The 13,803-nt window shown below is 50.3% G+C and carries 11 protein-coding genes; 3 read left to right on the top strand and 8 right to left on the bottom strand.

All coding sequences use genetic code 11. The annotated features are described in order from the left end of the window. Positions 1-186: 186 nt before the first annotated feature. Both L4D79_RS22530 and ubiT read right to left on the bottom strand, forming a co-directional pair. On the bottom strand, positions 187-690 hold the full coding sequence (locus L4D79_RS22530) for a GNAT family N-acetyltransferase (RefSeq protein ID WP_428654621.1): 504 nt from the start codon (positions 688-690) through the stop codon (positions 187-189). Further along, on the bottom strand, positions 680-1,201 hold the full coding sequence (gene ubiT, locus L4D79_RS22535) for a ubiquinone anaerobic biosynthesis accessory factor UbiT (protein WP_107350676.1): 522 nt from the start codon (positions 1,199-1,201) through the stop codon (positions 680-682). Before ubiT ends, L4D79_RS22530 begins: the two co-directional genes overlap by 11 nt. Positions 1,202-1,403: 202 nt before the next feature. Here ubiT and L4D79_RS22540 point away from each other — a divergent pair, with 202 nt between their 5' ends. The 3 genes from L4D79_RS22540 (at position 1,404) to L4D79_RS22550 (ending at position 5,485) form a co-directional block, all read left to right on the top strand. After that, a complete protein-coding gene (locus tag L4D79_RS22540; protein WP_428654842.1) occupies positions 1,404-3,437 on the top strand; it encodes a sensor domain-containing protein in 2,034 nt (677 codons plus the stop codon). A 154-nt stretch (positions 3,438-3,591) separates the two neighbouring features. Continuing rightward, positions 3,592-4,599, top strand: a complete 1,008-nt coding sequence (gene ubiU, locus L4D79_RS22545; RefSeq protein WP_428654624.1) for a ubiquinone anaerobic biosynthesis protein UbiU — start codon at positions 3,592-3,594, stop codon at positions 4,597-4,599. A gap of 10 nt (positions 4,600-4,609) precedes the next feature. Further along, positions 4,610-5,485 (top strand): U32 family peptidase, encoded by an 876-nt coding sequence (locus L4D79_RS22550; RefSeq protein ID WP_428654627.1) that lies wholly within the window; start codon positions 4,610-4,612, stop codon positions 5,483-5,485. Between the two features lie 94 nt (positions 5,486-5,579). On the opposite strand, the gene nlpI is transcribed toward L4D79_RS22550, so the two are convergent. The 6 genes from nlpI to infB all read right to left on the bottom strand — a co-directional run bounded on the left by nlpI (position 5,580) and on the right by infB (position 13,796). After that, positions 5,580-6,488 carry a lipoprotein NlpI gene (gene nlpI, locus L4D79_RS22555; RefSeq protein ID WP_428654629.1) on the bottom strand — a complete coding sequence of 303 codons (909 nt, stop codon included), beginning with the start codon at positions 6,486-6,488 and terminating at the stop codon, positions 5,580-5,582. Positions 6,489-6,661: 173 nt separating this feature from the next. Then, positions 6,662-8,785: a polyribonucleotide nucleotidyltransferase gene (gene pnp / locus L4D79_RS22560; RefSeq protein WP_428654631.1), complete on the bottom strand. Its 2,124-nt coding sequence runs from the start codon at positions 8,783-8,785 to the stop codon at positions 6,662-6,664. Between the two features lie 247 nt (positions 8,786-9,032). After that, positions 9,033-9,302, bottom strand: coding sequence for a 30S ribosomal protein S15 (gene rpsO, locus L4D79_RS22565; RefSeq protein WP_006646210.1), 270 nt, complete (start codon positions 9,300-9,302; stop codon positions 9,033-9,035). Positions 9,303-9,593: 291 nt separating this feature from the next. Continuing rightward, positions 9,594-10,544 carry a tRNA pseudouridine(55) synthase TruB gene (gene truB, locus L4D79_RS22570; protein WP_428654634.1) on the bottom strand — a complete coding sequence of 317 codons (951 nt, stop codon included), beginning with the start codon at positions 10,542-10,544 and terminating at the stop codon, positions 9,594-9,596. 3 nt (positions 10,545-10,547) lie between these two features. After that, positions 10,548-10,946 carry a 30S ribosome-binding factor RbfA gene (rbfA, locus tag L4D79_RS22575; RefSeq protein ID WP_107350682.1) on the bottom strand — a complete coding sequence of 133 codons (399 nt, stop codon included), beginning with the start codon at positions 10,944-10,946 and terminating at the stop codon, positions 10,548-10,550. 96 nt (positions 10,947-11,042) lie between these two features. Beyond that, positions 11,043-13,796, bottom strand: coding sequence for a translation initiation factor IF-2 (infB, locus tag L4D79_RS22580; protein WP_428654636.1), 2,754 nt, complete (start codon positions 13,794-13,796; stop codon positions 11,043-11,045). Positions 13,797-13,803 lie beyond the last annotated feature (7 nt).

Below are 13,803 nucleotides of genomic sequence, written 5' to 3' on the forward strand. Positions count from 1 at the left end.
CACTTTGGCCCGGAATACTATCAGAATTTATACCAAACTGAGTAATATTCTGGCCTATCCGCGAGAATGAAAAGGGACAGAGACAAGGCGCTCGATACCGGCTCCAAATTACGTTGATGTTGAGCGAAGCATAAAAAAATACCACCTCGCGGTGGTACTTTCATGAAACGAAGACTCAATGGCAGCCTACAGCGCGTTGAACTCTTCGCTGTAACTGATCATGCCGGTCTTACCGTCCATCGCACCCGGTACCACTTCCAATATCATGAAGGCTTCTTCTGGCACTGGCCATGAGCACTGAATACCTTGGGGAGCAGCAGGGGCGAAGCCGGCTTTCGGGTAGTAGTCGCTGTGCCCCAACACCACGATCACCGGGTAACCCAACTCAGCAAGAGTTTGCTTGGCTTCTTCGATCATCGCCAGGCCAATCCCCTGACGTTGGTACTCCGGCTTGATGGCCATCGGGGCCAAACCCTGCCAGTTGTGATCTTCACCGTCGAGCATCACTGGGCTGAAACACATATAGCCGACGAGCTCACCGTCATCATTGCACGCCACCAGCGATAGGGTACGCTTGCCGTTTTCCCGCAACCGCATCACTAACTCTGCTTCAGCCTCGGTCTCAAATACAAACTTAAGCAAGGAATCGATCGGCATAATATCGGCCGGAGCCTCAGATCTAATGAGCATTCATGACCTCTTCTTGCCCAGCCGCCGACTGCATACCTTTATGGATAAAATCAGCTGACTGGTGCAGTACAAATTTAGCCGGTGCCGGAAGCGAATCCAGATCGATGCTATCCATCAGGTTCTTCACTTCCAGTCCCAGCTCGGTATCCCCTTCGATACGAAGGCGACGCTGGAAGAACAGTGTATCAGGATCTTCCTTGCGAGCAGCAATTAATACCAGATCATTGCATTCGCCGCTAAAGCTGACATCTTCCTGCTCGACATGCTCAGCTACCACCAATTGCTCATTCTGGTAACTGATGTACCAGCGCAGATCCAAATCGCGTACTTCCACTTTTAGCCAGCGATCTTCAAGAAATTCAAAATCACCATCTTCCAGGGCTTCCTTGAATACCATGGCCAATCCATCCAGCATCACTTTTTTCTGCAGCGGGAAGGGAGCCAGTTTGGCAGGGACACGCAATAGCGCCGGGCCATTTTGAACCAGCTGTTTTCTAAGTTGAGCAATCACTGAATAATTTTTCCTGTAGTCGGTCGCATATATGTAGTGATTGTATGGCAATATATGGCAGTGTTTTTATGCCTTGAGTCAAAAAATACAGCTTTGAACGGGTAAAACTTGGTATTGTGACAATGACCTAGATATAGTGGTTGCAAACCCACCTGCCACCTCGCGCCTGCTGGCAGAAACTACGGAAGAATGTCCCAAGATCATGCAGACAGAGCAACTGAACCATTGGTTTCCCCTTCTCACTGATCACAGTCCATTCCTGTTTGCAGTACTGGATCATCAGCATAAATATTTGATGGTAAACAACCGCTACTGCGAGCTTAGTGGCCTTAGCCGTGACGATCTCATCGGGCTCGGCGATAGCGACATACTTGGCAAGACATTCTACCACTCAATGCGCCCCTTTTATGATCGGGCGTTCAATGGCGAAACGCTGGAGAGCGAAGTCATCCTCGATGACAACCACCACGATACCAGCATGCACTTCAGCCTGACCCCGCTGCGTTGCGACAATGGCAAGATAAACCATATTGTGCTGCATTGCGTCGACACCTCTGAACGCCAAATTCTGATCAATGCTATCCAAGAACATGAAAAGCATCTGCAGAGCCTCAACCAGCTAATGAATGACGGCAGCTGTATCGTCGAAGGCGACACGGTGATCTCGGCCAATGACAAAGCGGCCTTGCTATTTGGCTTCGAACACCCCAATGATCTCAAGGGTAAGACTTTCAGCAAACTGGTGGTGGATAATCAGCAGCAGCCAGTGACCCGCACGCAGCTGGCTTCACTCCAGCACGGAGAGGCCTGGCTGTGCCAGACCAGCCGCTATTGTCCGCAACAGCAGACACTGCAACTTTCCACGTCAACCGTCGAGGTACTGGGGACGTCAGCGCAACTGGTGCTTCTGCAACCCTACAACCCGGTGGGTGCCAAACAAGACAAGAGCAACCCTTCTATCCATATTGACCCGCTGACCGGGCTACTGAACCGCCATGGGTTCAGCCGCCAGCTAGAGCAATTGATCCACCAGCAGACCCCATTGGTGATGCTGTACCTCGACATCGATAACTTCAAAAGTATCAATGACTCACTTGGACACCATATTGGTGATCAGGTACTGCAGGAAATTTCACAACGGCTCAAGCGACTATTGCCCGACGATGCCATTATCGGCCACCTCAGCGGGGACGAATTCACGATCTTACTGCCAAATCCTGAGCACGATCAACAAGGCAGCCTGATTGCCGATCAGGTCATCGCCCTGATCAACCAACCTTTCGACCTGCACCATTTCAGCAAGCACTTGGCCTGCTCTCTCGGTATGGTGCAATACCCCGGTGACGGCAATGATGCCCGGATCCTGCTGCAAAATGCCGATACGGCGATGTACGAGGCCAAGAACCGCGGCCGCAACCGAGCCGTCAAGTTCAGCGAAGAGATGAACAAAGAAGCCCGGATGCAACTCTGGCTGGAAATCGAACTGCAGAAAGCCCTGCAAAATAATGGCCTCGAAGTGTGGTACCAACCCAAAGTGCATGCCCGTGACTTTTCGATTAACGGTGCCGAGGCACTGGTGCGCTGGAAACACCCGGTTGAAGGCTATATCAGCCCGGCCCAGTTTATCCCCGTCGCCGAGCGCTCGGGGCTGATTGAGCAACTGGGCCAGGTGGTCATGCGCGAAGTCTTTACCACCGTCCGCTACTGGAAAACCCAAGGCCTGCTACCCGGCAAGGTCGCCATCAACCTGTCACCGCAGCAGTTCGGTAACCCCAACCTGATCCATTTTGTCGACAAGCTGCGCAAGGCGACCGGCGTCAACCCCAACGACATCACATTCGAACTCACCGAGAGTGCAGTAATGAGCGATGGCGAACACACGATCCAAATGCTTAATGCGATCAAGAAACTGGGATTCTCACTCTCTATCGATGATTTTGGTACCGGTTACTCGTCCCTGTCCTACCTCGCCCGTTTCCCACTGGACGAGCTAAAGATAGACCGCGCCTTTATCAAAGATATCGAAGATGTGCCCAAACAGCTGACACTGATCGAGAACATCATCAACCTTGGTAAGTCCCTCAACATGAGCGTGGTGGCCGAGGGCGTCGAAACCCGCCAGCAGGCGACCCTGCTGTCCAATCTCGACTGCAACGCGATCCAAGGGTTCCACTTCTATAAACCGCTGCCGAAAAACGAGCTGGAAGCAACGCTGCATAAACACAACCACCATTGATCTAAACAACCATTTTCGGTTCTTTAGCAGCACAAAAGTGGAAAATAAGTTGTCCTAAATCAACAAAACCTGCCTGACATCAAAACACGCGGGCAGGCTGCCCCCTACTATTTGCTCCATTACTTTCATTTCCACCCTGGTAGATAAAAATAATATGGAGCTACTCTGCCCCGCCGGTAACTTACCGGCGCTGAAAACTGCCATTGATAACGGCGCAGACGCGGTTTATATCGGTTTCAAAGACGATACCAATGCACGCCACTTTGCAGGTTTAAACTTTACAGGACGTAAACTCGAGAAAGCGGTGCAATACGTACGTGACCACGACCGTAAGCTGCATGTCGCCCTCAATACCTTTGCCCACCCAGATGGCTTTGACCGCTGGCGCAATGCTGTAGACAACGCGGCGGCCATGGGCGTCGATGCGCTGATTGTCGCTGACATTGCGGTATTGGAATATGCTGCGACCAAGTACCCGGATCTCGAGCTTCACCTGTCGGTACAGGCTTCGGCAACCAACACTGCAGCCATTGATTTCTACCGCCAGAACTTCAATGTCAAACGGGTCGTACTGCCACGGGTATTGTCTATCCACCAGGTCAAACAGCTGGCACGCAATACCGATGTCGAACTGGAAGTGTTCGCCTTTGGCAGCCTGTGCATTATGTCCGAAGGGCGCTGCTACCTGTCGTCCTACATGACGGGCGAATCACCGAATACGGTCGGTGCCTGTTCACCGGCGAAATTCGTCCGTTGGCAGGAAACCCCGACCGGCTTGGAATCACGCCTCAACGAGGTGCTGATCGACCGCTATGCCCACGGTGAGAATGCCGGCTACCCAACCCTGTGCAAGGGTCGGTTCGACGTCAACCTTGACGGGGAAAACCGCCGCTATCATGCCCTCGAAGAGCCAACCAGCCTCAATACCCTTGAGATCTTGCCTGAGCTGTTCAAGGCCAATATTGCCTCGGTGAAAATTGAAGGCCGCCAGCGCAGCCCTGCCTATGTTGAGCAGGTCACCCGCACGTGGCGTGCCGCGATTGACCGCTATCTGGCCTCGCCGGAAAACTACAGCGTTGAGCCGGCTTGGAATGCCTGCCTCGGCAATGTCTCGGAAGGCAAGCAAACCACCCTCGGTGCCTACCACCGTAAATGGCAATAAGGAGCCAACAATGAAATATTCTCTTGGCCCCCTACTCTATTTCTGGCCAAAAATGGACGTTGAGGCGTTCTACCAGCAGGCTGCAGAAGCTAACACCGATATCATCTACCTCGGCGAAACCGTCTGCTCCAAACGACGCGAGATGAAGCCGGCGCACTGGTTCGATATTGCCAAGGCGCTTTCTGCCAGCGGCAAACAGGTCGTACTGTCTACCATGGCCCTGCTCGAAGCCCCGAGTGAAGTCAATGTCATGAAAAAGTACATTGATAACGGCGACTTCGCGATTGAGGCCAACGATGTCTCAGCGATCCAGCTAGCCCATGAAAACAAGGTACCTTTCGTGGTTGGCCCAGCCGTGAACTGCTACAACGCCCAGACCCTCAACCTATTTTTGAAAAAAGGCATGATCCGCTGGTGTATGCCGGTTGAGCTATCCCGCGACTGGCTGCAGAACGTCACCAGCGAATGTGAGCAATTGGGGATCCGTGACAAATTTGAAACAGAGGTGTTCAGCTACGGCTACCTGCCGCTCGCCTACTCGGCCCGCTGTTTCACCGCCCGCGCTGAAGACAAAGCCAAAGACGATTGCGAGACCTGTTGTATCAAATACCCGACGGGGATCACGGTCAACAGCCAGGAAGAGCAGAAAGTCTTTACCCTCAACGGCATTCAGACCCAATCCGGTTACTGCTACAACCTGATCAACGATCAGCCGGGCATGGCGGGTTTGGTGGACGTCGTACGCCTCAGTCCGATGGGTATCGATACCCTGTCGCTGGTCGATAGTTTCCGTGCCAACCAGCATGGTGAGCAGCAACAACCCCTTGAAGGTGGTCATCACTGCAACGGCTACTGGCATAACCTTGCCGGCCTTAATATCGAGTAGCACTAAGGGCTATTAGTACCTTGAACGAAAAAACCGCGGCAATGCAATTGCCGCGGTTTTTGTTTAAAGCTTGTCTTATCCTGAAGTGACTAAATCACACTTCTTCTTGCGCTGGCGGCTCGGCCGGTTGGCTAAGACTGACTTCTGTCATCAAGCGGTTGAGCTCAAGCAAGGCAAAACGGTGTTCGACAAACTCGTAGACATTCCCCGACAAGGTCAACTTGTACAGCATCAATGCTGACGAGAAGTCTTTGTTGAAATGGTAACGCTTGCCCAGATAGAAATACGCTTCCGTCAGGCGTTCGGCCAAAACATCGTTATCTTCACTTTCGGTGGCGATCTGGCGCAGGAACTCGGACTCACTGACATCGTCGAGGTAAAGGCGAACAATTTGCCAGCCCCAGTCCTGATGGTCAATGGCGGCGTCATAGCGGTTGCGTAATTTCTCAGCAGCGGCAACCGGGTCTAGCTCCTGCTCGACCAAGTAAAGCCATATCACCCGATAAGGATCATTGATGTTCTGCTGGTAATGGGCATTGAGATCTTCAAACGCCAGCTCATAGCGCCCCCCATAGTACAAGGCAATACCACGGTTACGCTGGGCAAAAGGGTGACGGACATTGAGCTCGAGGGTTGAGTCAAAGGCCTCATAGGCAGCATCGAAATGGGCACCTTGGGTAAAGTACACGCCAAGGATATTGAAAACATCTGGCTGATCCGGTTTCAGAGAAAGCGACTGATTAAAGTCCAGTCTTGCCAAATCACGCAACCCTAGGCTGTCGTGCAGCAAGCCACGCTCATAATAGACCTGAGCCAAAGTTTGGTTATCCAAGTCATCACGCTTTAGCAACTGGTCAATCCGGGCCAACTGAATTTGTTGTTGGATAGTCGGCTGGAACGGTACCGCCATCGGGGGTTGGGTCCATTGCGGCTGAGGTGATGAACAGCCGGAAAGTATCAAGACCAAGGCAAGGCACGCGAGTTTTATCCTATTTGCAATCAATGCAGTTCTCCCTGAATGAGACACGTCTATCTCTAGCATATACCATCGTAGCCCATAAGAGACGCCACCGCGTTCTCCTGACCGATTATTGCAAGGGATTTTCCGGTGAGCTCTCAATAAAATAAAAAAAGGGGCTGAATAGCCCCTTTATATCATGGTTTTAGCAAAAAGCCTTATGCTTCTGGCTTCTCTTCGCCAGCGGCTGCTGGGTTCAGATCAGCTTGTGCTTCTTTCATGCTTAGACGGATACGGCCCTGGCGATCGATTTCCAGTACCTTAACCTTAACTTCCTGACCCATCTCAAGGTGATCGGCCACTTTCTCGATACGCTCTTGAGAGATTTGAGAAATGTGAACAAGACCTTCTTTCGCACCGATAACAGAAACGAATGCGCCGAAGTCAACGATACGCATTACTTTACCAGTGTAGATACGGCCTACTTCAACGTCAGCAGTGATCTCTTCGATACGGCGGATAGCTTCTTTCGCAGCAGTACCTTCAGTCGCTGCAATCTTCACTGTACCGTCGTCTTCGATTTCGATCGTTGTGCCGGTCTCTTCGGTTAGTGCACGGATAACTGCACCACCTTTACCAATCACATCTTTGATCTTCTCAGGGTTGATCTTCAGCGTGTGGATACGCGGAGCGAATTCAGAGATATCTTCGCGAGGTGCGTTGATCGCCTGATCCATAACATCAAGGATATGCGTACGCGCACCTTTTGCTTGGTTCAAAGCAATCTGCATGATTTCTTTAGTGATACCTTCGATTTTGATATCCATCTGCAGTGCAGTGATACCGTCTTGAGTACCCGCTACTTTGAAGTCCATGTCACCAAGGTGGTCTTCGTCACCCAGGATGTCAGAAAGAACAACAAAGTCATCGCCTTCTTTAACAAGACCCATTGCGATACCCGCAACAGATGCCTTGATTGGCACACCTGCGTCCATAAGCGCAAGAGATGTACCACATACAGAAGCCATTGACGATGAACCGTTAGATTCAGTGATTTCCGATACAACACGTACTGTGTATGGGAATTCGTCAACAGATGGCATTACTGCAGCAATACCACGCTTGGCCAGTTTACCGTGACCAATTTCACGACGCTTAGGCGAACCAACGAAACCTGTTTCACCTACACAGTATGGAGGGAAGTTGTAGTGTAGAAGGAAGTGATCTTTCTTCTCACCCATTAGGCTATCGATGATTTGTGCATCACGCTGAGTACCAAGCGTTGCAGTCACAAGCGCCTGAGTTTCACCACGAGTGAAAAGTGAAGAACCGTGAGTACGTGGAAGGACACCAGTGCGTACGTCTAGCGCACGAACCATGTCTTTTTCACGACCATCGATACGTGGGTTGCCAGCGATGATGCGGCTACGTACAACGTTCTTCTCTAGAGAACCAAGCATGTCACGAACTTCGCGCTCGTCCAGTGCTTCGTTTTCTGCTAGCAGTGATTCAACAACGTCAGATTTGATTGCGCCAACTTGCTCGTAACGCGCCATCTTTTCTGTGATTTGGTAAGCCGTCGCTAGACGTGCTTCTGCTTTTTCAGCAACAAGCGCTTTAAGCTCAGTGTTAACAGCCGGTGCAGTCCAATCCCATGCAGGCGTCGCAACTTCAGCCGCGAAATCTTTGATCGCGTTGATCACAACTTGCTGCTGGTCGTGGCCGTAAACAACCGCTTGTAGCATTTGTTCTTCAGATAGACGGTCAGCTTCTGACTCAACCATCAATACTGCGCCTTCAGTACCCGCGACAACAAGGTCTAGCTTGCTCTCTTCAAGTTCAGTGTTGCTTGGGTTCAATACCAACTGATCGTTGATGTAACCAACACGTGCTGCACCGATAGGGCCGTTGAAAGGAATACCAGAGATAGCCAGTGCCGCAGAAGTACCGATCATTGTCACGATATCTGGGTTAACGTCTGGGTTGATAGAAACAACAGTAGCAATTACTTGTACTTCGTTCTTGAAATCATCTGGGAATAGCGGACGAATTGGACGGTCAATCAGACGGGCTGTTAGTGTTTCGCCTTCTGATGGACGGCCTTCACGCTTGAAGAAACCACCAGGAATTTTACCTGCAGCGTAAGTACGCTCTTGGTAGTTAACAGTTAGAGGGAAGAAGTCTTGGCCTTCAACCGCTGTTTTCTTACCAACAACAGAGACGAATACAGACGTATCATCCATGCTTACCATTACAGCAGCAGTAGCTTGACGTGCCATTACACCAGTTTCGATAGTAACCGTGTGGTTACCGTACTGGAAAGTCTTTACGATAGGATTCACGTGAATTTCCTTAATTTATTCCGCTTTCTATTTGCGCCGTTAAGTATATCTGACACAAGGAAAAGCGTCATGTGATGAAAAGCACTTTACGGTAATTTCACGTATCGCGACTAATGAAAATTCCCTCTCGGGAGGAAAACTGTCATTAGTCGCGACCTGAAGGTCGACGAAAACGACTCGTGTTATTACAGATGGAAGTGCAGGGATAAAAAGAAAGGAGCCATTCGGCTCCTTTCAGAAAGCAATCTTAGCGACGTAGGCCTAGACGCTTGATTAGGTCTTGGTAACGATCTAGGTTCTTACCTTTAAGGTAGTCTAGAAGCTTACGACGACGAGAAACCATGCGTAGTAGACCGCGACGGCTGTGGTGGTCGTGCTTGTGGTTAGCAAAGTGACCTTGAAGGTGGTTGATCTGTGCTGTTAGCAAAGCAACCTGAACTTCAGGAGAACCAGTGTCGTTTTCGCACTGCGCGTAATCAGCAACGATTGCTGCTTTAGTTTCTGCATTCAGAGACATAACTCATTCCTAATACAAAGATGTTTCTAATTTGCGCCAGCCAATCTCTGATTCAGCCGACACCCGAGCCGCGGATTATACGTGGAGCACAAAATAACTACAAGAGAATTTGTTAGGAAGAGTCGTTCCTGGTTTCTGCGAAGCATTTACTGCTTGCTATATCGAGTCAAGCTCTCGCTCTTTATCTTTCGCTCTTCCCGCTTCTCCTAGGAACTAGGTTCTAGGCCCCGCTCTGTCCTAGGCCATTGGCTAAAAAAATCCCCAGCACTTGGCTGGGGATTGAGGCATCAGTTACTGCTGAGTTTGCTTGTTCGCCATGACACGTTTCGGTGCCAACTGCCCCTCAGGGTCAACCACACCAATACCGATGAACTCTTTCTGCTCGGCAACGGTGATGCGTACTAGCGTACCTTCTGCTGGCAAGCGGCCTGCCTGCACCGGGTTACCATTTAGGATATATACCGCCGAGGCTGGAGGGATATTCACTTCAGGTAGGTCTTGCACCGCGGTGTCAGTGGGTAACAGGAGCGGATCCAGCAGCTCCGAAGGGGCAATATCTTGCTCCTTAGCCTGCTCTAGTAGCGCTTCAAGCTGCTCGATGGTCATCATCCGCTCCATTGGGTAGTTGGATACTCCCGTCCGGCGCAGGAAGGTGACGTGTGCACCACAACCTAGCATCTCACCAAGATCGTCAACGATAGTACGGATGTAAGTGCCTTTCGACACATGCAATTCCATTTCCACTTCGTTGTTGCTAAAGCGAAGCAACTCCACCGAATAAACAGTGATTTTGCGTGATTCGCGCGGTACTTCAATCCCCTCGCGGGCATATTCGTACAGCTTACGGCCTTGGTATTTCAATGCCGAATACATCGACGGGATTTGATCGGTCGTACCACGGAACTTGGCAATACAGCGTTCAAGTTGGCCACGGTCGACTTTCACGTCGCGGGTCTGCACCACTTCACCGTCAGAATCTGAGGTATCAGTGCGCTCGCCCAACTTGGCAATCACCCGGTAGCGTTTATCCGAGTCCAACAGGAACTGGGAAAACTTTGTCGCTTCACCGAAACAAATCGGCAGCATGCCCGTCGCTAAAGGATCTAACGCTCCTGTATGGCCGGCTTTTTGAGCAAAAAAGATACGCTTCACTTTCTGAAGTGTATCATTTGAACTAATGCCCGTTGGCTTATCCACCAGAATTACACCGTCAATTGGACGGCCCTTACGACGACGTGCCATGCTTTATTCCTCGCCTTCAGCTTCTGGCTCGTCACCGCGGCGATCTTCGTCGTCACGCACAGCTTTTGAGACCAGATTAGAAATACGCATACCTTCAGTCAAAGATTGATCAAAGATGAAGTTTAGCTCAGGCGTCACACGTAGGCGGATTTCCTTACCTAGCAATGAACGGATGTATGGTGCAATTTCACGGAGTGCTTCTAAGCTGCCTTCCGGTGTTTGCTCACCAATTGTTAGGAAAGTCACATACACTTTCGCGTAGTTCATATCTCGCGATACATCAACACTAGAGATGGTTGTCATACCAATGCGTGGATCTTTCAACTCGCGCTGCAGGATCACCGCTAGCTCTTTTTGTAGCTGCTGCGCAACACGCTGGGTGCGGCTAAATTCTTTAGACATTCAATTCCTCTCTTAGAGAAAACTCTCTTGAAAGAATGGGGAGCCGAAGCTCCCCATAAAATTACTTGTTATAAAACAGCTTTTTGGCTCTTGTTATTAGTCAAGAGTACGCTGAATTTCAACAATTTCGTATACTTCGATCTGGTCACCAACGCGAACATCGTTGTAGTTCTTAACGCCGATACCACATTCGTAGCCGTTCTTAACTTCTTGAACATCATCTTTGAAGCGACGTAGTGATTCTAGCTCACCTTCGTAAATAACAACGTTATCGCGCAGTACGCGGATTGGGTTGTTACGCTTGATGACACCTTCCGTTACCATACAGCCCGCGATTGCACCAATCTTAGGTGACTTAAATACATCACGAACTTCAGCAAGACCGATGATTTCCTGCTTGAATTCAGGAGAAAGCATACCGCCCATTGCCGCTTTTACTTCGTCAATCAATTGGTAAATGATTGAGTAGTAACGTAGGTCTAGGTTCTCAGTTTCAATTGTACGGCGCGCAGATGCATCAGCACGAACGTTGAAGCCAAGAAGAATCGCGTTAGATGCTGCAGCAAGCACGGCATCCGTCTCGGTCAGACCACCAACACCAGAACCAACGATGTTAACCTTAACTTCGTCAGTCGATAGCTTACGTAGTGAATCAGCAATCGCTTCAACAGAACCCTGTACGTCAGCTTTCAGTACAACGTTAAGCTCAGCAACTTCACCGGCAGTCATGTTCGAGAACATGTTTTCCAGTTTCGCTTTCTGCTGGCGAGCCAGTTTAACATCACGGAATTTACCCTGACGGTAAAGTGCAACTTCACGCGCTTTACGCTCATCACGTACAACAGTCGCTTCGTCACCTGAAGAAGGCACACCAGAAAGACCTAGGATCTCAACCGGGATAGAAGGACCAGCAGACTCGATGTCTTGACCCAACTCATCACGCATTGCACGAACACGACCGTGCTCTAGACCACAAAGAACGATGTCACCTTTACGTAGTGTACCGGCTTGTACAAGAACGGTTGCAACTGGACCGCGGCCTTTATCTAGGCGTGATTCAACAACAACACCGCTCGCCATACCTTCTTCAACTGCTGTCAGTTCAAGAATTTCAGACTGAAGCAAGATAGCTTCTAGCAGGCCGTCAATGTTAGTACCTTGTTTCGCAGAGATGTGAACAAACATGTTCTCACCGCCCCACTCTTCAGGGATAACATCGTACTGAGCTAGCTCATTCTTAACGTTGTCTGGGTTTGCGTCTTCTTTATCGATCTTGTTCACTGCAACAATCAGAGGAACACCTGCCGCTTTCGCGTGCTGGATTGCCTCAACAGTCTGTGGCATTACACCATCGTCTGCTGCAACAACAAGAACAACGATATCTGTCGCTTGAGCACCACGAGCACGCATTGCGGTAAACGCGGCGTGTCCAGGAGTATCAAGGAAAGTGATCATACCGTTGTCAGTTTCAACGTGGTATGCACCGATGTGCTGCGTAATACCGCCCGCTTCGCCCGAAGCAACGTGCGCTTTACGGATGTAATCCAGTGTTGATGTTTTACCGTGGTCAACGTGACCCATGATGGTAACAACAGGAGCACGAGGAACAACAGATAGGTTTTCGTCACGGTCAGACAGTACCGCTTCTTCAAGTTCATTCTCTTTACGTAGAACAACCTTGTGACCCATTTCTTCTGCAACTAGTGCTGCAGTTTCCTGGTCGATAACCTGGTTGATGGTTGCCATCGCACCCATCTTCATCATCACCTTGATAACTTCAACGCCCTTCACAGACATCTTGTTAGCAAGTTCAGAGACAACGATAGTCTCACCGATAACGACATCTTGCTTAGCAACGGTCGCTGTCTTGTCAAAGCCGTGCTGCATTGACGTCGGCTTGTTCATTTGAGGCTTACCACGACCACGCTGGTTGCGGCCACCGCGGTTGTCTTGCTTAGGACCCGCTTTTTTCTTCTTGCGGCGACGGGTAGTACCACCACCCTCTTCCTTGCGATCTTGCTCGTCTTCAGCTGCGCGTGCGTAGCTAGACGTTGTAGTATGGTAGTCTGCTTTATCCATAGTACCTTTTTCCTGGTCAGGTTTTGACCAGTTCTTTTCATTCATTTCTGCCATTTTGCGTGCCTCTTCTAGCTGACGCTGACTGTCTTCTTCGGCTTTACGCTTGGCTTCCTCTTCCCGGCGACGTTGTAGCGACTCAGCTTCTTTTTTAGCCTGTTCATCAGCGGCGGCGCGTTTGGCTTTTTCTTCGGCCAAACGCTTATCTTCTGCGTCACGCTTCTGCTTGTCCTCAGCATTGCGATCCGCATTCTGTTCTGCATTTTGTTTAGCTTTTTCTTCAGCTAAACGCGTTTCTTCAGCAGCACGCTTAGCAGCTTCTTCAGCTTCGCGTTTTGCCTGCTCTTCTGCTTCACGCTTGGCAGCTTCTTTGGCTGCTAGCTGAGCGGCTTCTTCCGCTTCGCGCTGGGCTGTGTCTTCAGCCTGGCGTTTTGCTTCTTCCGCGGCACGCTGTTCTTCTTCAAGCGCAGAACGCTTTACGTAAGTGCGCTTTTTGCGCACTTCTACCTGAACACTTTTATTTTTGCCACCTGAGCCCGAAACACTCAGTGTGCTTCGGGTCTTACGTTGCAAAGTAAGGCGTGTAGGAGCCTCGCCAGCACTGCTATCGCCACCATGTTCTTTCTTCAGGTGGGCTAACAGTGTCTGTTTTTCCTGTTGGCTTACGCTTTCTTCAGCTTTCTTGCTGATACCAGCATCGGCAAACTGTTGAAGCACACGGTCAATCGGCGTACCAATTTCCTCGGCTAATGCTTTAACTGTAACCTCTGACATGCTGCTT

Source organism: Photobacterium satsumensis, assembly GCF_050336935.1.
Taxonomy (GTDB): domain Bacteria; phylum Pseudomonadota; class Gammaproteobacteria; order Enterobacterales; family Vibrionaceae; genus Photobacterium; species Photobacterium satsumensis.

Excerpts from the sequence above, each read along its gene's own strand:
- L4D79_RS22530 (WP_428654621.1), bottom strand. The coding sequence starts at position 690 with ATGCTCATTAGATCTGAGGCTCCGGCCGATATTATGCCGATCGATTCC.
- L4D79_RS22540 (WP_428654842.1), top strand. The coding sequence starts at position 1,404 with ATGCAGACAGAGCAACTGAACCATTGGTTTCCCCTTCTCACTGATCAC.
- ubiU (WP_428654624.1), top strand. The coding sequence starts at position 3,592 with ATGGAGCTACTCTGCCCCGCCGGTAACTTACCGGCGCTGAAAACTGCC.
- L4D79_RS22550 (WP_428654627.1), top strand. The coding sequence starts at position 4,610 with ATGAAATATTCTCTTGGCCCCCTACTCTATTTCTGGCCAAAAATGGAC.
- rpsO (WP_006646210.1), bottom strand. The coding sequence starts at position 9,302 with ATGTCTCTGAATGCAGAAACTAAAGCAGCAATCGTTGCTGATTACGCG.
- truB (WP_428654634.1), bottom strand. The coding sequence starts at position 10,544 with ATGGCACGTCGTCGTAAGGGCCGTCCAATTGACGGTGTAATTCTGGTG.
- rbfA (WP_107350682.1), bottom strand. The coding sequence starts at position 10,946 with ATGTCTAAAGAATTTAGCCGCACCCAGCGTGTTGCGCAGCAGCTACAA.
- infB (WP_428654636.1), bottom strand. The coding sequence starts at position 13,796 with ATGTCAGAGGTTACAGTTAAAGCATTAGCCGAGGAAATTGGTACGCCG.